Origin of the sequence: Shewanella sp. Arc9-LZ, from assembly GCF_010092445.1 — a bacterium.
Lineage (GTDB): Bacteria > Pseudomonadota > Gammaproteobacteria > Enterobacterales > Shewanellaceae > Shewanella.
In genome coordinates this window covers 2,317,643-2,343,066 of record NZ_CP048031.1, presented here as the reverse complement: position 1 = coordinate 2,343,066, position 25,424 = coordinate 2,317,643, and the positions used below count along the sequence as shown (strand labels likewise).

The 25,424-nt window shown below is 41.0% G+C and carries 16 protein-coding genes; 7 read left to right on the top strand and 9 right to left on the bottom strand.

Features of this window, described 5'->3' with window-relative positions:
- On the top strand, window positions 1-3,186 hold the full coding sequence (locus tag GUY17_RS10095; protein ID WP_162023051.1) for an efflux RND transporter permease subunit: 3,186 nt from the start codon (window positions 1-3) through the stop codon (window positions 3,184-3,186).
- A gap of 263 nt (window positions 3,187-3,449) precedes the next feature.
- Window positions 3,450-6,152 (top strand): acetate--CoA ligase family protein, encoded by a 2,703-nt coding sequence (locus tag GUY17_RS10090; protein WP_162023050.1) that lies wholly within the window; start codon window positions 3,450-3,452, stop codon window positions 6,150-6,152.
- A 198-nt stretch (window positions 6,153-6,350) separates the two neighbouring features.
- Here GUY17_RS10090 and GUY17_RS10085 read toward each other — a convergent pair whose 3' ends face one another.
- Window positions 6,351-7,373: a GGDEF domain-containing protein gene (locus tag GUY17_RS10085; RefSeq protein ID WP_162023049.1), complete on the bottom strand. Its 1,023-nt coding sequence runs from the start codon at window positions 7,371-7,373 to the stop codon at window positions 6,351-6,353.
- A 398-nt stretch (window positions 7,374-7,771) separates the two neighbouring features.
- On the opposite strand from GUY17_RS10085, the gene eco reads away from it, so the two are divergent.
- Entirely contained in the window at window positions 7,772-8,338 is a 567-nt protein-coding gene (gene eco, locus GUY17_RS10080) for a serine protease inhibitor ecotin (protein ID WP_162023048.1), read from the top strand.
- Between the two features lie 325 nt (window positions 8,339-8,663).
- Here eco and GUY17_RS10075 read toward each other — a convergent pair whose 3' ends face one another.
- The 5 genes from GUY17_RS10075 to pssA form a co-directional block, all read right to left on the bottom strand.
- Window positions 8,664-8,939, bottom strand: coding sequence for a hypothetical protein (locus GUY17_RS10075; protein ID WP_011637386.1), 276 nt, complete (start codon window positions 8,937-8,939; stop codon window positions 8,664-8,666).
- Window positions 8,936-10,945, bottom strand: coding sequence for an ATP-dependent DNA helicase RecQ (locus tag GUY17_RS10070; protein WP_174839638.1), 2,010 nt, complete (start codon window positions 10,943-10,945; stop codon window positions 8,936-8,938). Before GUY17_RS10070 ends, GUY17_RS10075 begins: the two co-directional genes overlap by 4 nt.
- A 135-nt stretch (window positions 10,946-11,080) precedes the next feature.
- Complete coding sequence (locus tag GUY17_RS10065; RefSeq protein WP_101088488.1) at window positions 11,081-11,434, bottom strand: hypothetical protein; 354 nt, start codon at window positions 11,432-11,434, stop codon at window positions 11,081-11,083.
- A 150-nt stretch (window positions 11,435-11,584) separates the two neighbouring features.
- Window positions 11,585-12,388 (bottom strand): tRNA-uridine aminocarboxypropyltransferase, encoded by an 804-nt coding sequence (locus GUY17_RS10060; RefSeq protein ID WP_162023047.1) that lies wholly within the window; start codon window positions 12,386-12,388, stop codon window positions 11,585-11,587.
- A 71-nt stretch (window positions 12,389-12,459) separates the two neighbouring features.
- Window positions 12,460-13,800, bottom strand: a complete 1,341-nt coding sequence (pssA, locus tag GUY17_RS10055; protein WP_162023046.1) for a CDP-diacylglycerol--serine O-phosphatidyltransferase — start codon at window positions 13,798-13,800, stop codon at window positions 12,460-12,462.
- 717 nt (window positions 13,801-14,517) lie between these two features.
- Between pssA and dacB the strand changes: the two genes are divergently transcribed.
- From dacB to katG, 4 genes are all read left to right on the top strand, one after another.
- Window positions 14,518-16,089, top strand: coding sequence for a D-alanyl-D-alanine carboxypeptidase/D-alanyl-D-alanine-endopeptidase (gene dacB / locus GUY17_RS10050; RefSeq protein WP_162023045.1), 1,572 nt, complete (start codon window positions 14,518-14,520; stop codon window positions 16,087-16,089).
- Window positions 16,090-16,374: 285 nt separating this feature from the next.
- The gene (locus GUY17_RS10045; protein ID WP_162023044.1) at window positions 16,375-17,787 is read left to right on the top strand and encodes a TonB-dependent receptor; all 1,413 of its coding nucleotides are present in this window, start codon (window positions 16,375-16,377) and stop codon (window positions 17,785-17,787) included.
- Window positions 17,788-18,178: 391 nt separating this feature from the next.
- Window positions 18,179-19,726: a bifunctional diguanylate cyclase/phosphodiesterase gene (locus GUY17_RS10040; RefSeq protein ID WP_162023043.1), complete on the top strand. Its 1,548-nt coding sequence runs from the start codon at window positions 18,179-18,181 to the stop codon at window positions 19,724-19,726.
- 243 nt (window positions 19,727-19,969) lie between these two features.
- Entirely contained in the window at window positions 19,970-22,156 is a 2,187-nt protein-coding gene (gene katG, locus GUY17_RS10035) for a catalase/peroxidase HPI (protein WP_101088371.1), read from the top strand.
- Between the two features lie 117 nt (window positions 22,157-22,273).
- Here katG and GUY17_RS10030 read toward each other — a convergent pair whose 3' ends face one another.
- The 3 genes from GUY17_RS10030 to seqA all read right to left on the bottom strand — a co-directional run bounded on the left by GUY17_RS10030 (window position 22,274) and on the right by seqA (window position 25,182).
- Window positions 22,274-22,717, bottom strand: coding sequence for a hypothetical protein (locus GUY17_RS10030; RefSeq protein WP_162023042.1), 444 nt, complete (start codon window positions 22,715-22,717; stop codon window positions 22,274-22,276).
- Window positions 22,718-22,858: 141 nt separating this feature from the next.
- The gene (gene pgm / locus GUY17_RS10025; protein WP_162023041.1) at window positions 22,859-24,502 is read right to left on the bottom strand and encodes a phosphoglucomutase (alpha-D-glucose-1,6-bisphosphate-dependent); all 1,644 of its coding nucleotides are present in this window, start codon (window positions 24,500-24,502) and stop codon (window positions 22,859-22,861) included.
- Window positions 24,503-24,555: 53 nt separating this feature from the next.
- Window positions 24,556-25,182, bottom strand: coding sequence for a replication initiation negative regulator SeqA (seqA, locus tag GUY17_RS10020; protein WP_101088374.1), 627 nt, complete (start codon window positions 25,180-25,182; stop codon window positions 24,556-24,558).
- Window positions 25,183-25,424 lie beyond the last annotated feature (242 nt).

Below are 25,424 nucleotides of genomic sequence, written 5' to 3'. Positions count from 1 at the left end.
ATGGACGATACTAATAAAGGAATTATCGCCTGGTTTGCCCGCAATAGCGTTGCGGCAAACTTGTTGATGATCATTATCATACTCGGTGGTCTGTTGACCGCCAATACCATCCGTAAACAGTTCTTCCCTGCCGTTGAAGTTAACTGGATTCAATTTAGCGCCGTGTATCCAGGTACTGCACCACAAGAAGTGGAAGAAGGCATTACCATTAAGATTGAACAAGCCTTAGAAAGCGCTCAAGGCTTAAAAAGGGTTATTACCTATTCGAATCGTAATATAGCGCAGGGATATTTTCAGGTAGAAGACTCATATGATCCACAAGTCGTACTTGAAGAGGTTAAGTCTGAAATTGACTCCATCTCAACCTTTCCAGGCGGCATGGAGCCCCCAAAAGTTGAACGGATTAAGTTTCGCCAAGAAGTAATGTATTTAAGCCTTTATGGTGACTTAAACCAAAAGCAACTCAAAGATTTAGGCGAGCGCATTAATGATGAAATCATGCAATTGCCTGGGGTCAACATTAGCGAATATTATAGCGGCTTAAGTTATGAAATTGGCATTGAAGTCAGTAAAGACCGTTTACGTGAGTTTGGGATCACATTTAACGATGTCGCTGAGGCCGTTCGTGGCTATTCACGCAATATGTCGGCTGGCCAAATCAAAGCAGAAAATGGTTACATCAATTTACGCGTTCAGAATCAAGCCTATGTGGGTTACGAGTTTGAACAACTGCCTTTACTAACATTAGATGATGGTACCAAGATTTTATTGGGTGATATTGCCAGCGTAAATGATGGCTTTGAAGAAGGCATTCAATACTCTAAATTTAATGGTAAAAACTCAGTTACCTTCTTCATTGGTGCGGGTAAAAATCAAAGTATTACCGATGTGGCGGATACCATTAATAGCTTTGTCGATAAACAGCAAAAAATATTACCACAAGGTGTCAAACTTGAACCTTGGGTAGACATGACTTACTACTTGGATGGCCGTTTACAACTGATGCTCGACAGCATGAAAAGTGGTGCGATATTAGTGTTTATCATGCTGGCCTTATTCTTGCGAGTTCGATTGGCTTTTTGGGTGATGATGGGACTACCGGTGTGTTTTCTAGGTACCTTATTGTTTATGCCAATGGCATTTTTTGATGTAACCATTAACGTTATCAGCTTGTTCGCCTTTATCTTAGTGCTGGGGATCGTGGTCGATGATGCCATTGTGATGGGCGAAAGTGCCCACAGCGAATCAGAAGAACACGGCCAAAGTATTGACAGCGTTATTCGTGGGGTTAAAAAAGTCGCCATGCCAGCAACCTTTGGTGTATTGACCACGATAGCCGCTTTTCTACCAATAACCATGGACGACGGTCCATCATCTGCATTTGGGCAGGCTATTGGTTTTGTTGTTATTTTATGTTTATTATTTTCATTAATAGAATCTAAATTGATTTTGCCTGCGCATTTGGCGCACATGAAAAAGCCTACCATTGTTAAACCAGGTTCAAAAAATCCATTAGATTGGCTTCGTAACGGTGTTAATTTTGTTCAAGGTAAAATTGATCGCGGCTTAACGAAATTTATTAAGTCTGTCTATCGCCCTTCCCTTGAATTAGCGGTTGAGTATCGTTACGCGGTTATCATGTTGTTTATCAGCTTGATTTTGATCTGTGTTGGCCTTTATATGGGCGGTTTGGTTCGTTTTATCGGTCAACCAAAAATTCCACACGACTTTCCAAGAGTCACCGTTGAAATGAACGTTGATGCATCAGAAAAATCGACACTCGCGGCCGCACTGGCCATAGAGCAGACTTTATATGATGTGGATAAAAAGATTGAGCAGCAATATGGCCAGAAAATGATTTCTGACATGCAGGTCGATCTTAAAGGGCAAACAACGGCTGAAGTGATGACTAAATTGGTCGATCCATCACTCAGACCAATGGATACCTTTGCTTTAGCAGACTTATGGCGCAAAGCAATGCCACAAATTCCTGGGGTTAAATCGTTTAGCGTTCAAGACAGTTTAATGGGTGGCGGTCGTGAAGACGGTGACATTAGCTTTAGGCTTGAAGGTAAAGATGAAAGTCAGTTGGTTGCAGCGTCATTAGCTCTAAAAGCCAAACTAAATTCACTTAAAGGCGTTAGCGACGTAAACGACAGCCGCCAGTCAAGTGCCAAAGAAGTGCAGTTCCAATTAAAGCCATTGGCCAATGCATTGGGCTTAACCTTAGCCAATATCGCCTCACAGGTGGGTAATAGTTTTTACGGTCTTGAAGCACAACGTATCATTCGTAATGGCGAAGAAATCAAAGTGATGCTGCGCTACCCTGAAGAGCAGCGTAACTCAATCGCATTGGTACAAGATGTGATGATTAACACCCCACAAGGTGCAGAGTTACCCTTATCTGAAGTTGCGGAAATCAAGGTCGTGCAAGGCGTAAACAGTATCCGCCGCGAAAACGGTAACCGAACCATTAACGTGTGGGCCAATGTAGATGCAGATCAAACTGAACCGTTTAAATTGGCTAAAGATATCCGTGATAACTTTATGCCAGAGTTGCTGATTAAGTATCCACGCGTCCACAGTGAAGTGTCTGGTAGTATTCAAGAGCAATTAGACAGCGCCGATACACAAATGCGTGACTTTATTTTATCGCTATTGCTGATTTATAGTTTGTTGGCTATTCCACTGCGCTCATATATTCAACCTATTATGATTATGTCGGTGATTCCGTTTGGGGTTATCGGTTCCGTAATGGGACACATCATTTTAGGCATCGATTTAAGTGTGCTATCGATGTTTGGTATTATTGCCGCTGCTGGTGTTGTGGTGAATGACTCACTAGTGATGGTGGATTATGTCAATAACTCCCGCAAAGCGGGTGTGCCGATGAAACAAGCCGTGCTCAATGCAGGTTGCCGACGCTTTAGAGCTATCATGCTTACCTCATTGACAACATTCATTGGTCTAGTGCCAATTATGGCTGAGACCAGTATGCAAGCTCAAATGGTAATCCCAATGGCGGTTTCATTAGCGTTTGGGGTGTTGTTTGCGACTGTGGTAACTTTATGTCTCATTCCATGTTTGTATATTGCTATTGAAGACGGTAAAGCATTGATCCGCAAGGTCATCAATATTTACGTCCCTGCTCCTTCGTCTACGATATCTGTATCAGAACAGCATTAAAGCAGCAATAACACCGACAATGACAAAGGGCCTAAATGGCCCTTTTTTATTGCATTTTTATGGCCGAGACAATGCTCTAAAATCGAGTCTATCGATGGTTTTTTTGATGAGATAATTGATTACCAATGATTAAGTGAGTAATTGGTTTTATTCATAAAATGGCCCGTCTGTTAAAATAATCTCTTTATCGTTATTCGATAAAATATTATGCTAATCTAGTGTTAACAACCGTGTTTATTGCCAGCCAGCTAAGGTCACATTTTATGAGTCAACGCAGCATTAATGCACTCTTTAAACCCACTTCGGTGGCAGTCATTGGCGCATCTAACGGCAATAAGCGTGCAGGTAAAGCAATCATGAAAAACCTGCTATCAGGCGGTTTTTCTGGGCCAATAATGCCTGTCACACCCAAATATACCGCAGTAATGGGTGTATTGGCGTACCCCAATATTGAAGCATTACCGATCAAACCTGATTTAGCCATTATTTGCACCAACGCCTTAAGAGTGCCCAGTATTGTTGAACGTTTGGCTCAATTTGGCTGTAAAGTTGCGATTATTATGGCCTCTGGCATGGCATCGCAAACTGACGAGCAAGGTAATAATTTACTTGAACTCACCAAACAATATGCCAAACGATACGGAATGCGCTTATTAGGCCCCAATAGTTTGGGAATGATTTTACCGCCTATTGGACTCAATGCCAGTTTAGCGCACGCTGGAGCCAACGTAGGCAAAATTGCATTTGTGTCGCAATCAGCAGCCATTTGCACCACGGTACTCGATTGGGCCAACAACAAAGGTATTGGCTTTTCGTCGTTTATTTCACTCGGTGATGCCACCGATATCGACTTTGATGAATTACTCGATTATTTAGGCCGCGACAGTAAAACCAGCGCTATCATGCTGTATATCGATTCCATTAACGAAAAACGTCACTTTTTATCTGCCGCTCGCGCTGCCTCACGCAATAAACCCATCTTTGTGATTAAATCAGGTCGCAGCCGTGAAGGTGTGCAAGCCGCAATGCTCCATACTGGTGGTATTGGTGGCAACGATGCCGTTTATGAAGCCGCTTTTAGACGTGCCGGTATGTTAAGAGTAAATGATTTAATTGAATTATTTGCTGCGGTAGAAAGCCTTGCTCATTCGACCCCATTAAAAGGTGAACGATTAGTCATTATGAGTAATGGCGGCGGCCCTGCTGTATTGGCCGCGGATGAGTTGATTATTAAAGGTGGCAAACTGGCACAATTGTCAGAAAAAACCGTCGCTGAACTGAATGCTATTTTACCCAATACTTGGTCACAACAAAATCCTATCGACATGATTGGTGATTCAGACAGCCAACGCTATGCAGATACATTAAAAGTACTTATGAGCAGTAACGATACTGACACTATTTTGGTGCTACATTCACCATCGGTATTAGGTGAAAGTGTTGATATTGCTAACAGTATTATCGACACCATCAATCAACACCCTAACCGCAATAGAATCAATATGCTCACCAATTGGAGCGGTGAAGACTCAGCTTATTTGGCCCGTAAACGGTTTACCAAAGCTGGCATTCCGACCTATCGAACCCCTGAAGGTGCCGTAAGAGCATTTATGCACATGGTCGAATACCGTCGTAACCAAAAGCTACTCCAAGAAGTACCACAGTCGATACCTGATAATATTCCGACTGACAGCAAAGCGGCACGACTATTATTACAACGCGCTTTGGATAATGATCAAACAGTGGTTGAAACCCATCAAGCCGTCGATATTTTACGTGCTTATGGACTCAACACCATTGAAACGCGATTTGTAAAAGATGTTGATGAAGCGGTTAATGTCGCCAACCAGGTCGGTTATCCTGTGGCGTTAAAAGTGCAATCACCAGACTTGTTGTATAAATCTGATGTGCACGGTGTAGTGCTAAATTTAGCCTCTGATGAAGATGTCAGTCATGCCGCCCACTCTATTATTGACCGGGTGCATCAAACTAATCCTTCAGCCAAAATTGACGGATTAATTATTCAAAAAATGGCATTAACCGCAGGTGCACAAGAAATTAGGGTGTCGGTAATTAATGACCCAGTATTTGGTCCGGCAATCTGTTTAGGTGAAGGTGGATCAGAATGGGACCCAACACGCGACGCTGCGGTTGCACTGCCACCGTTAAACATGGCACTGGCTCGTTATATGGTGATTCAAGCACTTAAAACCCATAAGCTGCGAGACCGTCATTTGCCACTCGGTCTAGACATGAATGCTTTATGCGTGATGCTGACTCAAATATCTCACTTAATTATTGATTGTCCTGAAATTGCCGAAGTAGACATTAATCCTGTTTTGGCCGCGGGTGAGAAAATCACCTTGTTAGATGTCAATATGCGGCTTCATGCCACCCCGCAAGACAACATTAACCGTTTAGCGATTTTGCCCTATCCAAAAGAATTAGAACAAACTACCACGTTAAAAAATGGTCTTGAGATAATGTTACGGCCTATTTTGCCAGAAGATGAGCCTAAACACTTAGATTTTGATAATTCGTTAAGTGATGAAGACAGATACAAGCGCTATTTTGGAGTGCGATCACGCATGACCCATGAAGAAATGGCAGTATTAACGCAAATTGATTATTCGCGTGAGATGGCTTTTATTGCGACGACAATGACAGAGGATGGTGAAGAGCTAACATTAGGGGCTGTGAGAGCGTCTATCGACCCAGATAATACCGAAGCCGAGTTTGCTATGGCGGTTCGCAGTAATTATCAAGGGATTGGCTTAGGCAAGTTACTACTGGAAAAACTGATTGCTTACTATAAAACCAACAATACACTTTATTTAACGGGCTTTACCATGTTTGAAAACCGCAGTATGGCCAACCTCGCCAAGTCACTTGGGTTTACCGTATCATTTGATATGGAAGAACATTTAATAAAGATGCACATGGATTTACAACCAAAAGCGCAATAACATTTTGGTTGTGTTAAATGTAATCAACAGCAGATAAACATAAGCCCACATGGATCAACCGCTAAAAAGTTGATTCGTTGTGGGCTTAACGTTTTTTAAATCAAATATTTGTTACCGCAAACATTTGTTACCACAAATATTGGTTACTGCAAACAAGCTAATTAAAAGAGCATCGCACCGTAAAACCACCGATTAATGTTAACCAAATTTGACGCAGTTTTTGCCGGCAGCTTTTGCAATATAAAGTTGTTCGTCAGCCCGCGATAATAAGGTATCTACATCATCACCCGTTTGAATAGTGGCCACTCCAATAGAAACGGTAATATGCCCCAGGTTTTGTTTCTTTTCTTTACCGATAGAAAGCTGTTTTAATGCAATTCTTTCACGTATTTTTTCCGCCACGTTTACGGCATCGATAAGCTTGGCATTGGGTAACATTACCACAAACTCTTCACCACCATAGCGAGCAACCAAATCATCGCCTTTAACAGTATTTTTCATGGCTAAAGCCACATAAGCCAACACTTTATCGCCAATTAAGTGGCCAAAAGTATCATTAAACATCTTAAAATTATCAATATCAATCATCAACAAACTGCATACCGTTTGAGTGTCGACAAACTTGGTCATCTGCTCTGCAGCAAACAACTCATAAGAGCGGCGGTTCTTTAACGATGTAAGTTCATCCGTCATAGCCACTTTACTCAAATTTTCCATTTCGTCTTTAAGGTTAGCAACTTCTTCAGATAATGACTCGAGGCTCGCAGACATTTGGCGATTATTAGCAATGACTTGATCAACTTCGGCGACAATGGAACCAACGATAAGATTGAGCTCATCAGCATTAGGATTTGTTTGCAGCTGTTCGCCAAATTGATTGAGGTTAGATGAAAAAGATTCCGTGCCAACATTTAACTGCTCAATCTTATTAAGTAAGCTGTTAATCAGAATTTGAGTTTCGATTTGGACGTTTTCAATAATTTCTGGTGATTGTTCTTCAATAAATCGATTGTATAAACCTAAATTAACCTCGGGAGTAAATTGAACACCATTAGCAATTAAACCGTCAATTGCGCGTTTTAGATTAAGGTTACTCTCAGCAAAATAATCAAACCAAATAGCATAGTTTTCTGGCGTGACAGGAATAGCTAAGTCGGCCATTTTAGGTAACGCTAAATGCAGTATATGCGAGGTTTGTTCAAGATTTTGGGTATTATGCATCGAAGGCGATACCTTATTAATAAATACAATGTGTCAAAGGTTATCAGTATGTTATGTCATACTTATGAACTAAACTCAATTATTGATGTAGTCCAATAAACAAGCGTAAATAAAAAATAATCATTTTAACCCTTTTCATGCCAAGCAGCGTTTACACTAACTAACTCATACAACTCTGACGAAAGAGCGAGTAAATAAGGTTAAGCTGGATTGTTTGATGCCAAACCTGCTATGAATTATATGCACAAGGTAATTGGTAAGTAAAAGACGATTTGGCCTCTTTTTCTGGGATTAATTGTGAGAAGTACACACTATACCGTAGAGTTTGTGTGTGCATACGGACAATACAATGCCGTTTTATGCGAGATGGTATTACATGCATTTTAAAAGGACAGAATATGAAACGAATCAGTGTTACTGATACCATAAAATTCGTGATGACGGTTACGGTCATCTGTACCGGTGTCATCTCGTTTGGATCGCGAGCGACCAGTCCCGTTGACAATCATTATCTGAACACCCTGAAAATTAACACTACGGTTATGGATGTCAGTCAATATCAGCCGCAACGAGCCAGTAAAATGTATCCTGCCCCCACTGAGGGCATGGTACAACATGTACTGACCTTGCCTGAACTGAAAAATGAGCAAGATTACATGTTTGAAGTGCAAATAGGTCAAAATCAAATCGTCGATTGTAATAAGACCAAGCTCATCGGTGACATTGACAAAGTATCATTAGCCGGCTGGGGATATGTCTATTACCTAGTCGAAAAATTGATGCAAGGTCCGACAACCAAAATGATGTGCACTAACGCTAAATCAGCTGAGTTTATCGTGCTTAATGAAGCACTGACATTACGCTATGACAGCCGTCAACCTAAAGTGTTTTATTTACCCGAAGGCACCGACTTACGATATAGAGTGTGGAAAACTGCGAGCGAGTTTGTGTTTAGTGGCCAATAATGATTAGACGCAAAGAGTTTATCTTTATTCTCGGGCTACCTTGTTAATCTGTTGACGATTTATGGGTATTTGATTTGGGTTAGTTGAACCCTGCCTAACGGCCAATGTGGTTGGCGGTGGCAAGCGCAATGACGTTAGTCGAGCAGATTGATGCGGGAGATGATACTACACTTGTACAATGGCTAAGCGACGATATTGCCATGCTTGGAAACGTGATATGAAAATGGCACATCAATTGTTGAATCACATTGAGAAAAGCTCAAATGATCCACTCTTAATACTCAGCACACCGAGACAATCGTGTGCTGAGCTTAATCGATTAGAATTAGTAACGGCGAACCCTAACCACTTGCATTATTTCAATTTCAAATCCACCCACGACTTCTTTTGCCGGGTAGTAAATTAAATTGACTTTATGATCTAACAAACTCTTGAAACGCTGAGGTCGCTTGTATTTAAATGGCACATCGCAATCTTTAATCATTAACGTTTGAACCACCCATTCTCCAACTTGCCGTTGAATATGGGACACCACCGTCACGCCTTCACTTTGTATTAACTCACCGTGTCGCTCTAACAGTATTTTAGGAACCGGTTTCATGAATTTACCTTCTTAACAGTATCCAGAATATCTTGATATCGATAAGCACTAAAACGTCCAAAGCCATCTAGTTGTTTAACTTTCAAACGACTAAACATTGGCATTATCATACCAGCAAGAAATTTAGCCTGCGTGGCAATGGTTGGAGTGGGTAACGATTTTGCTCGAGCCACTAAAATTAACGGTTCAAGCAATGTTGTCACTGTGGCCGAGTCTGGTAACGGAGCCACAGCCTGTTTGGATAAGACGGCAATTTGCCCACGACAAACGCTGCAGTGACCACATACTTGTGGCACCGAGTGGTCATCAAAATAGTGAGCTAAATTTGCACTTAAACAACGATCAAGTTCAAAAAAATCGACTAGCTTACCAATCCGCACAATCTCTTTATGTTCATTCTCACTAAAATATTGACTGAGTTGCTGGGTCAATTGTTGTAATTGCTGCGGTGTCGCTAATGCCTGCTGTTGTACATCATACACTTGAGTGATTTTTTTTGTCTCAAGAATTATCAAATTCTGTTCAGCTAAATAGTCTAATGCCGCAACAACTCGTTGTCGTTCACAACCATGTTGTTGATATAAACTGTCAAAATCAAGTTGTCCCCACACCTTTTTAAACTGCGTATGGGCAAATACCTGACTCAAGAATTGCTGGCGCTGATCGTTAAACCGACTGAGGATGGCTTGCTGGTCTTCCACAAACCGATATTTAAATTCAGCAAAATAAGCATAGCTTGGGCGGATCACGCCTAAAAGCTCTAACTGCACAAATAATGTTTTCAACGGCAATGAACGAATATTACATGCTGTGGACAATGGCGTTTCTTGTACTTCCCAGCGACCACTTTCGGTTTCAGCTGCAATAATGCCTAATAATTGACCTATACTATCGGCTTCAGGTGTATCACCGTAAACAAAATTTTCAACAGTATTTAATCCATCTAAATTTGCTAACGTCACACAATGGGCTAGCAAACCATCACGCCCTGCTCGACCGATTTCTTGGCTGTAATTTTCAATCGACTTAGGTAAATCAAAATGGATAACAAATCGAATATCTGATTTATCAATGCCCATACCAAAAGCAATAGTCGCCACTATCACTTGAATGTGGTTCTGCATAAATTGTTGTTGAATATGTTGTCGAACAGTTTGATCCATACCTGCATGGTACGCAGCAGCATTGATCCCTTGACTGATTAAGTGCGCAGCAACGTCCTCAGCGGTCTTCTGTAGGGTTACATATACTATGCCAGCACCTTGATAGTTTTTAACGGTATACGCGAGCTGAGTGAGCTTTTGTTGCTGATTAACCGCGACAACAGACAAATCTAAATTCGGCCGATAAAAACCGGTTTGCACCACCTGCTCTGGTATCAAACCAAAACGTTTAGCCATATCCAATTTTACTTGCTCAGTTGCCGTCGCTGTTAATAACAAACTTTGAGGGATTGAAAATTCTTGGCAATATTGAGGGATTTTTAAGTAATCAGGCCTGAAATTGTGTCCCCATTCTGAAATACAATGCGCTTCATCAACCACCAGCAACGAAATAGGGACTGACTTAAGAAATTGCCTAAAACGCTCATTTTTAAAACGCTCAACTGACACCATTAAAATTCGTGTACGTTGATCTCGTACATCGCGCATCACTTGTTGCGTTTGTTCATAAGTTAAACTTGAATCAATACTGGCGGCGGCGATGCTTTTACTGGCTAAAAATGCCAGCTGATCTTTCATTAAAGCCAGCAAAGGCGAAATAACTAAGGTTAGGTTGGGTAACTGTTGGGCACAAAACTGATAACACAAGGACTTACCTGAACCGGTAGGAAATATAGCTAACGCAGAATGACCGGCCAAAATGGTTTCAATAACGGCTTGTTGGCCTTCTCTGAACTCAGTAAAACCAAATTGTTGCTGCAACAATTGGTGTAGCGTCTGTTGATCGAAAAATGTTGGAGCGGCGTCAGAAGTTGCTGCGTCACTATATGCTGAGGGAGTCATATAAAATCCTGTTATTAACCCCAAACAACATAGGATTATACGATAATTGATAAAACGGTAAGCCTTAGCACTATGGGGAGAGTTAAAGTACAGGCTAAAGTGCTATGAAAGGAATCTAAAACACATGAGCTACATTTACCGTTTACGGGCAATATATTGATTAATTAATTGAGTCAATTTATCTTCAAAACGCTCTTCTATGTCATCAAGGTCTTGATCAAACGAGCTAATAAACTTAACCGCTTTATCACGAGACAACACCTTACCTGCAAGGCTGTATTGAATTTCTATTAAGCTTTTGTCTAAGCGAGGCGCAAGAAACCAATGACACACATCAGCATTTAAGTTTACTAATGCTCGCTCGGCCACCTGGCAAAAAGTGTTGATATGCTCAGCACCATCTGGTCCCAAACAACCGGGTTCAAGACGACACAAAACAACTAATTTTTTAGTATTTATCTCTCTAGCACTGTTTATCAACTCTTCCATAATGTGTACGAAACGATCCTTAATAAAATCCTGCAGATTAGAATGTTGCTTAGGTAAAATTGATAACCTAATAGCGATAACTAACACCATTAACGTTCAGTTAGCATCACGTAATTTAACACAATATGCAACCGTTTGGCGCCGATTAAGCTATTTTTTACCGCCCTCATGACTAGCCTGTAATGCATGTTTAAAAGCATCAATAAACTCAGAAATTGGCGTTAAGGTTTCTTTTGCCCGACGGTTACGCCCAAGCAAGGAAGATTCTACGAATAAATCAAACCAAGTCGATAATGCTACACCATTTTGAGGCTCTTGAGCTGCGGTTAATGCCATTGCCGCGACTTCTGCTGTGCCCAGTTGAAAATCATGGCTGCCTTTACGCAGAGCGTAGGTTGCTAAGGTTTCAGGTGCAAATGAAAGCACTGGCATTTGTTGTAAATACGGGCTTTTACGATACATTTTAATGGCTTCACGCCAACTGCCATCAAGCATAACTAACAAAGGTATTTTGGTTATGCCCTGCTCAGTCGTCAACGAAGTGGCCGTTATTTGCTCAACGACGACTTGATCGTTCTCAATATATTGTTGTGGGAAAACTAAAAATGGTTGATAAGTTGGATTAGACAATAAGGCCAACATTGCAGTATCGGTCTCGGTTCGAGTCCACAAAAACGCATGGGTATCAGGAATTAAGTCGGCAATCAGCCTACCACTATTGGTTGGTTTTAATACTTCATCGTTATACATAATCAACATAAAGCTGGTGTTGGTATTCAAGTATTGACGATGTTTACAGGTGCAAAATAATTCACCCAAGAGGCACAAATTACATCTAATAAGTTTCTTCCCTCGCGCGCCAAAGGGCTTTGTCGACAAGGATTTTCGATACTCATGCAAACGGTGAACCGCATGAATTGGCGCTTTAGTGGGTTTAGTCGGTAATTCTGACATTCTGCAACTCTAAGATGAAAAAAGTTCATCACCAATGCTGGTGATGAACTGATAAACGCATTATGAGGAAATTATAGAATACGGCGTAATAAAAAGTCTGCTTTTAAACGGCGAATTCGATTCATTATTTTCTTCACCGGTTTAGGGTATTTCTGCAAAGTATCAATTTGGCTATAATGAAATAATCGCTCAGTGTGTAGCAAGATATATTGCTGCTCTTGAATAAACGACTCTTTCCAAGATCCTGACTCATCATGCAATAATAAGCCATTTTCTAAATCCAATGCCCACGCTCGTGGGTTTAGGTTCGAACCCGTTATCAGATGCTTTCGATTATCGGCACTGATGCCCTTCAAATGAAAACTGTTAATACCATCTTTCCATAAATGAATATTCAGTTGTCCGTTCTCAATAGCCCATTGCTGGTTTTTGGCAAATTTACGCAGTGATTGCTCGTACATGTACGGCAACGCACCAATCGTTGAAAAATCTTGCTCCGGCGGAATGTAGAAGTCATTCGCCGTTTTGTCACCAACGACAATATCTATTTTTTTGCCATCACGCAGATGTCTTGCTAATGCACGAGTTAAAATCGTTGGCGGGTTGAAATAAGGCGTACAAATAAACAACTCTTTAGTTGATTCATCGACTAACTTAACAATAGTGTCATTTAATCCGTTGTTTTTTCTGCCTAAACCGATCAATGGCGTAACACGGTTACCCACTGTGGTAGAGGTATACTGATAACGGGCCTGAGATAGACGATGTTTAAAACTTTTTACATCGTTCTTTTCAGGGTTATCTTCATTGTCTGCAGCTTGACTTAATACACTTACGGCAGGATCGCTAACGATATTCTGCTTTATCATGTCACGCATACTGCGAGCCAGCTCAGGACAATCGATAACATGGTATCTATCGAAACGGTATTTTTCTTGCTGTTGTAAATAAATGTTGTTAATGCTCGCGCCACTGTAAATAACAGTGTCGTCGATGATAAAGCCTTTAAGATGCAGTACACCCATAAATTCGCGAGACTTCACCGGCACACCGACAATATCAAACGGATGCGTTGCTTGGTCCATTAATTGACGATATAAAATATAATTACCACTGTCGCCCTTTTGACCTATTAGGCCTCGGCGTGCACGATGATAATCCACTAACACTTTGATATCTAATTGTGGGTTTTGGTTCTTTGCGTCTAATAACGCCTGCAATACCTCACGGCCAGCTTCATCATCTTCAACATATAATGCTGCGATGTAAATTGAAGATGTTGCCGATGCAATTTTAGTTAGTAAGGCTTGCTTAAAATCTTTTGGCTTAAGCAACCAAGACACAGCATCTGCATTTAGGGCAATACCACCTAGCTTATCCAGCAAGGCATCCTCCTTAAAATGGGTGACCATTACCATAATCAGTAATGGGATCAAATTTAAAAAACATCACAGCGATATATTGTAATTGTAAGTACGCTGTTCAACTGTTTAGCAAGTAATACATGCCATGCTTACAGATAAATTGAGGGAATAAGTGACTTCAGAATAAGTAACGTCAACCTCAATTGATGATGTTTCTTTTAACGCAATATCGATAGTGCTAACGAGATAACCTTTACAATAATAAATATCATTGCTGAATGGTCTATCGTGGTCTGTCTATCCGCTCTAATCAACTTATATCACACCACAATATGCTGCAAAATAGAACTATTGCAGCTCTGAGGCATCTAATTCTAAAGATTGGTGAGCTTGGCGTTCTGTTAAGCTGATAGAAATTACCGACTAACAAGGTGATGAGCAAGATTTTTCTTACTTAGCTGCGGTTTTAGTACGCTTTTTTGTTGATAATTTGCGTAATAAAGCGAGATTGCTTGCTAACTAGTCAACTAAAGCGTCAATGATAATGAGTTAAACATTAATTCTAATTATCATAAATGAGGAAATATAACCAAAAAACATCAAATGCATATCAGCTAAGGATATCATCAGCTAACATAACCTATCGTTACTGAACTCTCACAATAGGCTTTTATGAATTCCCTTCTTTTTTGTCTCCCCCAGCCTCGTTTCTTTTATGAACAACCCTCTTTGCGGTTCACTCAAGCCTTATGTCTGCTAGGAGCATTGATTATCACAAGCCTGGTGAATGTTGCAATCGCAGCAGAAACACCCGACCAAGTAGCACTCAGTCAGCCACAAACAGTTTATAGTGATAGTACTACCCAGCAACCTGCAGCATTGTATCTTGATAATATGCTCCAGTTACTAAAACCAACACATTCACAGCTCGGCATCACAGTGTGGGACATGACGACTCAACAAACAGTATTTGAGTACAACAACCAATCGTTAATGCAACCTGCCAGTGTTCAAAAACTGTTAACCGCATTGGCGGCAACGAAACAACTCGGTAAAGACTTTACCTATCAAACCCGTTTAACTACGTTAGCAGAGCAACCTTTAGATAAAAGCCAAATTGATAATGGCATATATTCTGGCGACATTTACATAGAATTTAGTGGCGACCCAACCTTAAAGTATCAAGATTTGCGACAGTTACTCGCCTCTTTAAGTCTGCTAGGTATCACTGAACTGACGGGCAATATTGTATTAACCAGTGAGCAAGATAGCCAACTGCAGGCACCTGGCTGGGTATGGGATGATTTAGGGATTTGCTACGCAGCACCAATATCGCCTTTCATCATTGATAAAAATTGTGTCTATGGTCGATTAGCAACAACCGGCTACAATAAAGTGGCCAACATCACCATGATGGGAAACCGACCCATTGAAATCACCAATGATGCTTATTTTGTCACCCCAATCATCAACCGACCTGTTGCTAAGCCCACAGTGAAGACATTAACCGATACGGTTGTTCTTCCTGCATATCTAACAGAATCAGTACCACAGTGTCAGTTAACGTTAAGTCGTTTCGATAATAATCGCTATCATCTTAGTGGCTGCCATGTCGGCGCTAAATCATTGCCTTTGGCAATAGCCATTACCGAACCACAACTGTACGCGCAACAGATCGTAGCCAAACAATTGGCTTCTTTAGGCATTGTGCATCAGCAACCCATTACAGCACAAAAAATGAATACAGAACTGCAGTTTATGGCTCAAAGACAAGTGATCGCCAGCCACCAATCTGCAGCATTGCCTAAATTGCTCGAAACCATGTTGCTTAAATCAGATAATTTAATTGCCGACAGTTTATTAAAAAAATTGGGTGAGGTTTATTATCAAGCACCCAGTGATTTTGCCCGAAGTGGCCAAGCATTAAAAACCATTCTGTATTCTATTGGCATCGATTTATCAAATGCAAACATCGCCGATGGCTCTGGTTTGTCGCGTTATAACTTACTCACGCCTGAGCACGTATTAAGTGTACTCACCACCCTATACCAACAACCTGAGTACCACTTTTTACTCGAGTTGTTACCAGAATCTGGTGTTAGTGGCACTTTACGCTATAAACGCTATTTCAATAAATCACCGTTGAAAAACCATGTGTTTGCTAAAACAGGCAGTATGTTGGGCATTGCAAACCTAGCTGGCAGAGTGAATGTCAGTAATGGTCATGATTATTTATTTGTTTTATTTGAAAATGGGTTAAGTCCACAGATTAAAAAACAACAAAAAGCGCCTTTTTCGGCGGTGTTTTTGCAAACCATGATGGATGTCCCAAGATAACCAGTACGAGAGATAGCCTGGACTCGAGATAACATCACCATAGCCACCACATTTTGCTAAAACTGTGGCGGCTATCTTCTGTTTAATCTAAAAATAATGATTCTGGCCATCTGCATCGACGACCTGAGTAAAAATGCCACTATAAACATCAATAAAGTAACAATTAACGTAAAATCATTATTATATCGACACATTTTTCCTTTCAGCACTAGCGCATATTTCAACTTGCTATAACATTGTTAGCCGTAACCTTAAGATATGAATATTTTATCGTGTGGAGATAATATGGATAAGCAAGTCAGTTCGCGTGGCACCAAAGAAAAAGCCCTTCGTTTAAATCTAGACGAAAAAAAGTACGGCACTATTGTTGAAATTGGTGCAGGACAAGAAGTCGCACGTAACTTTTTTGTGGCTGGCGCTGCTGCGGGTACGATAGCGAAAACCATGTCGGCCTACGATATGAAATTTTCAGATGCCATCTATGGTGTCCAAGAAGATGGCCGTTATGTCAGTAAAGCTCGTGTGCTAGCGATGATGGAGCAAGAGTTTGATTTAGTGGTCGATCGTGTTGGAGCCATTCGCTCTAAGTCTTCACGATATTTTACCTATGCAGCTACTGTCTCAGCCAAGAGCTTTAATCGTAAAAACGAATGCCATGCATGGTGCGGGGTGCGTATTCAAATGTACCCTGGTGCTGAGCCATCTAATATTATTGTCCATGTACGCATGTTTGATGACAGCGCTGAAGCACAACAACAAGCGCTGGGTATTTTAGGTGTAAACCTTATTTATGCCAGCTACTATTATTTTGAAGATCCAAAAATGATTATCGATTCGTTAACCGACAGCCTAAAAGCCAATCGGATTGAAATTGATTGTATCGACTTTCAAGGTCCCTACTTTGAAGATGTCGACAATCAAGCCAAGAATATTCATCTTATTCGCAGCTGGAAAACTCGCGCCATTATGTTCAAAGCCGATGGCAGTGTCGCGGTACCTGCCGATATGCTGTACAAAAAGAACGTGTTAACCATTCGTGGTTCATTTAAACCCATTACCAACCTTAATGTCGATATGATTGAGCAAGGCTACAAAGCCTTTTCGACATTAGAAGGGGTAACCGATAAAAATACCGTGTTAATCGCAGAAATATCACTGAATGACTTACACGGTAAAGATGCCAATATGACCGAGAAGGACATTATGGAACGGGTTAAATTGCTTAACTTATTAGGCTATAACGTAATGATTTCTGATTACACCCGCTATTTTTCATTACGTGCTTATTTTCGTCAGTACACCCAATTACAAATTGGCATTGTGGTGGGTATTGTTAACATTAAACAAATTTTTGATGAAGAATATTATCGTGGCATGGAAGGCGGCATTCTTGAAGCTTTTGGTAAGTTATTTCCTGATAATACGCGTTTGTTTGTCTACCCAGAACGGGATGAAAAAGGCGAGCTAAATGACTTAACCAATGTCAGTGTGCCTAATAACTTGCGTTATTTATTCCGCCACGTGCTTGATAACGGCTTTATCACCAGTATTGAATCAAGCAATCTTGATTTGTTTAATATTTTTTCTCGAGAGATTTTACAACAAATTTGTCGCGGTCAAGGGGAATGGGTTAACGCCGTACCCGAGGCCGTCAGTAAAGCCATCATGGAACAAAAATTATTTGGTTACCGCGGCTAATGAATACATATTGATTCTGTATAAGGCAAGATGTCATTGCGCGGTTAGATGTTTGATACCTCAACGTGCAATGACTAAATATGATGAGAATCATCGTTAAATAATTGATTTCATTTTCTACTTTGAGTACGCAAAAACAACATTAGTACACTAGTATTTAAATGGTTAACCTATCTTGGGTTAGCCATTTTCTTAACAGACACCTTTTTAACGCTATTTTAAATACACTGTCCTTAATAAATCTACACAAACAACACACCTTCACAACTACATTTTACAGCAATCTTTAATAACAGCTCGCTCGTTTTATCGATTATCCTTCCCTTCTTACCACAGGAAATAGCGATTGTTGCAGATATTGGCTTTATCAATGCTTATTTTAGGACTCTGTATGCTGGTCTTTAGTTTAAGAGCAGTAAACAAAATTTGTGTTAAGGACAATAATACTGGCTGGCGAGTGCTTAGAGGATTGATCATCTTTTTCGTGCTGGGCTATACAGGGGTTTTTTATTACCTGTGTAAACAATCTGACTTGGCAATATCAGATGTCATTTTTTGCATCATCATGTTTTCTGGTGGCGGATTTGTTGTGTTGGTCACTCGACTGAGTTTAATGAGTTTGCTTAAAGTCGAAAAATTAGTCATCAATGAGCGCAGTAATGCGCTGCACGATAGCTTAACAGGTCTACCTAATCGACAATATTTAATGAACTCGTTAAGTCATCATGTCGATGTTGGACTGCCATTCAGCCTGTTGCTGATTGATTTAAACCGTTTTAAACAAGTCAATGATGCTTTAGGCCATTATTATGGTGACTTACTCTTAATTGAAGTCGGTAAGAGTGTTTCTGAACATTTACCCGATGATGCAACGTTATTTAGACTTGGCGGAGACGAATTTGCTGTCATTGTCACTCAAGTAGAATTAGCTCAGGTTCAACACACCATTAACGCTATACACCAGGCGCTTGAAAAGGCATTTTGCATTGAGAGTTATGATTTATTAGTGGGCGCTAGCGTAGGATTATCTCACTATCCCAGCTACGCAAGTGAAATAGGTCAATTGTTACAGCAAGCCGATATTGCTATGTACTCAAGTAAAAAACTAGCCACCTTATATACCACCTATGATCATAGCCTTGAAACCAATGCCGCCGAAAAAGTGAATATCAGTGCTTTATTAAAACGCGCGATTGAACAACAGGAGTTTGAACTCTGGTATCAACCTATCATTAATCTTCGCGACAACAGCCTTTACGGCGTCGAAGCGCTTATTCGCTGGCCTCGTCCAGATGGCAGTTACACGCCCCCAAGTGTGTTTATTAATATTGCCGAACAAACTACCCTTATAAACCAAATAACCGGTTGGGTAATGCAACAAGTTGCAAAAGACGTTGAGCATTTTGAATCCTTGGGGTTGTCTTTGTGTATCCACCTCAATTTGTCCGCTAAAGATTTACAAGATCCAACCCTAATCAATAAAAGTGTGTCACTTGTTAACGGCAATCACTCATCGCAGAAGATAATGTTTGAAATAACCGAAAGTGCAATGATGACCAATGTTGCACAAGCTAAAGATGCGATGACACAGATTACCGCTGCGGGGGGAGCATTCAGTATTGATGATTTTGGAACGGGGTTTTCTTCGCTAGAACTACTGCGTGACCTTCCTGTTACCCAAATTAAAATTGATGGTTCATTTATCAACAGTATCCATCATAGCGATGCAGACTTGGCAATAGTAAAATCAGTCATTTTTCTGTCCCAACACTTAAATTGTAATGTTGTAGCAGAAGGCGTAGAGAACAGTGAAACGGCGACATTACTAGCATCACTCGGTTGCGATCTCGCCCAAGGTTACTACTATAGTAAACCTATGCCCATGTCATCTTTTGCCCACTATATTCAAGTACAACAATCAATGAGCACCGCAGTCTAGCATCATAGTCTTTAATGACTTGGATCATGACTTACACCAAATTATTGGCCTAATCTCTATCAACATACTGTTCTATTATCGAACGATTTTTAACAGTCAGCATGACTAATCTTATTCATCAATAAAATCGATTAGCCGGACCGAAAAAAGTCGCTTTCATTCGTAGTCACAGTCAGTTAGCCTGTTATAGAAATCCAGTGATGCATAAAATTTATGCTATTTTTAGTGATAAAGGAACCTATCATGGACAAAGCACAACAAACCCAAGGCAAATGCCCAGTAAACCACGGCGGCAATACCACAGTCGCGAGCGACGTTATGGAGTGGTGGCCTAATGCACTTAATCTCGATATTCTTCATCAGCATGACAATAAAACCGATCCAATGGATCCTAACTTCGATTACCGCGAGGCGTTTAAAAGCCTCGACTTGTCTGCGGTAAAACAAGATCTCCACGCACTCATGACTGATAGCAAAGATTGGTGGCCAGCCGACTGGGGCCATTATGGTGGACTGATGATCCGTATGGCTTGGCACTCTGCTGGTACTTATCGTATAGCAGACGGTCGCGGCGGTGCAGGAACAGGTAACCAACGTTTTGCGCCACTCAACAGCTGGCCAGATAACGCCAATTTAGACAAAGCACGTAGATTACTGTGGCCAATTAAAAAGAAATATGGCAATAAGTTGTCTTGGGCTGATTTGATCATTCTCGCTGGCACCATTGCTTATGAATCTATGGGCCTAAAAACCTTTGGGTTTGCTGGCGGCCGTGCTGACATCTGGCATCCAGAGAAAGACATATACTGGGGTTCAGAAAAAGAATGGCTGGCAACAAGCGATACACCCAATAGCCGCTATTCAGGCGAACGAGATCTCGAAAATCCATTAGCCGCCGTAATGATGGGATTAATTTATGTCAATCCTGAAGGTCCTGATGGCAAGCCAGACCCACTGAGAACCGCACAAGACATTCGTGTCACCTTTGAACGCATGGCAATGAATGACGAAGAAACCGTCGCGCTTACTGCTGGTGGTCACACTGTCGGTAAATGTCACGGCAATGGTCGTGCAGAAAAGCTCGAAGCCGCTCCTGAAGGGGCTGAACTCGAAGACCAAGGTTTAGGCTGGTTAAACAAAACAAGCCGCGGTATTGGCCGCGATACGGTAACAAGCGGTATTGAAGGCGCTTGGACAACCAACCCAACTCAGTGGGACAATGGCTACTTTGAGTTATTGCTTAACTACGAGTGGGAACTTAAAAAGAGCCCTGCTGGTGCATGGCAATGGCAGCCTATCGACATCAAAGAAGAACATAAGCCTGTTGATGTTGAAGATCCATCGATTCGCCTAAGTCCTATCATGACCGACGCTGATATGGCGATGAAAATGGACCCAGAGTATAGAAAAATTTCAGATCGTTTTTATCAAGATCCAGCTTATTTCTCGGATGTGTTTGCTCGTGCTTGGTTTAAGCTTACCCACAGAGATTTGGGTCCTAAAAGTCGTTATTTAGGCACGGATGTACCTGCTGAAGAGTTAATATGGCAAGATCCTGTTCCACAAGTTGATTACAGCTTAACCGAACAAGAAGTTACCGACACTAAAGCTAAGATTCTGGCCAGTGGATTAAGTATTGCTGAACTTGTGGCTACGGCTTGGGACAGTGCCCGCACTTTCCGTGGTTCAGATTTTCGTGGCGGAGCCAACGGTGCACGTATTCGTTTAGCGCCACAAAAAGACTGGCAAGGTAACGAGCCGACAAGGTTACAAAAAGTATTAGCGGTGTTAACCACTATTCAAGCAGGCCTAACTAAGCCGGTTAGTATTGCAGATTTAATTGTGCTCGGAGGATCAGCCGCAGTAGAGCAAGCTGCTCATGCTGCTGGCGTTAAGATATCGGTGCCTTTTGTTGCCGGACGTGGCGATGCAACGCAAGCTCAAACTGATGTTGAGTCTTTTGATGTGTTAGAGCCTCTACACGATGCATTTAGAAACTGGCAAAAGAAAGACTATATCGTTCAGCCAGAAGAAATGATGCTCGACCGTACTCAATTAATGGGGCTAACCGCGCATGAAATGACAGTATTGGTTGGTGGTATGCGAGTATTAGGAACCAACTACGACAACAGTCAACACGGTGTATTTACCGACAATGTTGGCGTGTTATCAAATGACTTTTTTGTCAACTTAACTGATATGTCGTACAACTGGAAGCCTGCAGGTAAAAATCTGTATCACATTGTGGAGCGCAGCACTGATAAAGTGAAATGGACTGCAACTCGAGTTGATTTAGTTTTTGGCTCAAACTCTATTTTACGTTCGTATGCAGAGATTTATGCACAAGACGACGCAAAAGAGAAGTTTGTTAAAGACTTTGTTAAAACGTGGACTAAAGTAATGAATGCAGACAGGTTTGACCTAGCCTAGTGACGACGGTTAGTCATAATGTATAGTTTGTAAAATAATATCGAGGGCGGAATGTATTATTCTGCCCTCGAATTATATTTGGTTAAATTGCTCAATACAGGTTAAGTATTCTCAAGATCAATTCATACGCTTTACTTCAAAATCCATTTTCACTTTCATTGGTACTCGCTTAATATTCGATGCCGCTGGCACATACTGCTGTTTTGGCATCTTATTGACTAATGCTTGCGTCATCCAGCCCTCTGGCTGCGAGCTAATAAGCGCTTTGCTGACTTCGTTACCGTTTGAGTCAATCGTAATATAATATTCGCCCTTACCTGCACCTCTTGGTAACCAATCAGGACGTTTGTTTAACATTACAGGTTTAATCTGCTCCAATGACCAATATTGATTGAGTTGAGAATTTTCAATAGTGATTACCTTTGTATTAAACACGGCTTGAGGTACTTGAACGGTTTGAGTTTGAGTTTGAGTTTGAGTTTGAGTTTGAGTTTGAGTTTGAGTTTGGCAACCCGATAAAATAATCGCCGGTAAAAAAAGTAGTGACATATATTTATTCATTAATATCTTCCTTGAAATGACTTAACATTAATTATTAACAACGAACAGTTAAGCCATACTGACAAAACTCGCATCAATAGAAGCAAAAAAAAACACTGAAAATCAGTGCTTTTTATTTTTATTAAACAACTAACAGTTAACTTAGCCTTTCAAAGCTTGATCAATCATAGTCTGTGCTTGAGTAATAATGTCATCCAAATGCTGCTGACTAATAAAGCTTTCGGCGTAGATTTTAAACAAGGCTTCAGTACCTGATGGACGCGCAGCAAACCAGCCATTTTCGGTAGTGACTTTAATCCCGCCAATCGCCGCATTATTACCAGGCGCATGACTTAATATTGCTGTAATCGCCTCACCCGCTAATTCTGTGTCGGTAAAGCTGTCACGATTTAACTGTTCAAACTTAGCTTTTTTCTTAAGACTAATTGGGCTATCGATACGAGTGTAAAAACTTTCACCAAATTGATCGGTTAACTCTTTATAGCGTTGTGCAGGTGTTTTGCCTGTTACGGCTAAAATCTCAGCCGCTAGTAATGCTAAGATAAAGCCGTCTTTATCAGTACACCAGGTACTGCCATCACGTTTTAAAAACGCTGCACCAGCACTTTCTTCGCCACCAAATGCAATGGTGCTATTTGCTAAGCCATCAACAAACCATTTAAAGCCCACAGGCACTTCTAAGCATTGTCGACCTAACGCATTACAAACACGATCAATCATTGCACTTGACACTAAGGTTTTACCCACTGCGAGTGACTCAGCCCATTGTGGACGATGAGTCATTAAATAGTCTATCGCCACCGCCAAATAATGGTTAGGGTTCATCAGTCCAAAGCCAGGGCACACAATACCGTGACGGTCATAATCCGGGTCATTACCGACGCACAAATCATAATCTTCGCTGTACGCTAACAAACCTGCCATGGCATAAGGAGACGAGCAATCCATCCGAATTTTGCCGTCTTTATCTAATGGCATAAAGCCAAATGTGGGATCAACTTTATCATTGACTAAGGTAATATCTACACCATAGTGAGCGGCAATTTGCTCCCAGTAGTAAATACCCGACCCACCTAAAGGATCAACACCTATACGAATGTTGGCTTTTTTAATCGCCTCCATATTAATGACTTCAGCAAGAGATTCAACATAAGGTGCAATAAAATCGACTTCATCAATCCAACCCGACTTAACCGCGACACCGTAATTAACTTTTTTAACCCCTGAGAGTTGATTGGCAAGATATTCATTGGCTTTTGTTTCGATGATTTTAGTAATTTCACCTTCAGCAGGACCGCCATGAGGTGGATTGTACTTAATGCCACCATCTTGTGGAGGATTGTGCGAAGGAGTAATAATTAACCCATCGATTAACGCAGCAGGTGCTGACGAATTTGCACGAACAATCGCTTGAGACACCACTGGTGTTGGGGTAAAACCATCATGCTGTTGAATTAGCATTTTAACTTGGTTTGCAGTTAATACTTCGACCACCGACATAAATGCTGCATAAGACAATGCATGGGTGTCAAAACCCACAATCATTGGCCCGCTTATATTGGCGGAATGACGATAATCGACAACTGCTTGGGTGATAGCCCAAATGTGGTTTTGATTGAAACTCGATGAAAACGCACTGCCTCGATGACCCGATGTACCAAATGTCACTTTTTGTTGCACGTCTTCCACATTAGGAATAATGCGATAATAATGACTCATCAATTTAGGAATATTCACTAAATCCGTTTGTAAAGCTTGCTGTCCTGCGCGTTGATGAATGGCCACGAGTGGTCTCCTAGTTAGTAAATAAAAAATGAATCTTCGACAAAACTCAAAGGTTAAATGTGTTCGGCGATGCTCTTCGCTCTTTCACTGTCACAACCTAAATGTTCCAATACCTCTGTTAGAATAGTTTGTTTTTTGGCGGTATTGTTATTGGTGGTGACCCAAAATCCACTTGATGCGATTTCTTTTGGATTAGAAGATTTACTTGACGTTAATAACGCCTGTTTAGAGCGGGCAAAATACAAACGTCCTTTGCCTTGCACATTAAGCACTTTGTCAAAGTCACTACGAGCAGTGGATTCAAGGCTGGATAATAAATGCATAAAACGCCCAACGGCACCTTTCTGCTGACTTAATAAGTGTTGGCTTACAATGGCATCAAAATCAATAGTTGTTGACGTTGCAATGTCTTCGTCTAATGGAACGTGCTGAATGGCACTCTTTTGCTCAGCGATCACTTTTTCAACAGCTGCTTTGGCTTGATCAAAAACTGGATGACGATTTACTGGCGATTGCGACTCTAAACTTGGATGACTAATGTCTGTGGGTAAGCTTATATCGACATTTTCGACTGACAAGTTCAATAAACGACGCAAAATATCGGAAGCGCTTTCGCCGATGCGTTCAGTTTTACTGGCAATAAAGCGATAAAGTTCTTCGTCAATTTCAATGTATTTCATCAGAGTCATCCTTTTTCTATCAGTCTATTACTGTTGCCAAGATTACATTGGCATCAGATTAAGTCGGGATCGCAGATCGAATTAATAATAATGCGATCAAAAAAATATTGCTTCAGTGTAAGCCATGCTTAACCTACTAATAAAGTGACAAAATCATTTAATGGCCTATATTACTCATATTTTTTTGAAAGCAGTTTAAAATATCAGCAACTATGGCAACATGTGTCAGCAAAACTTGATTT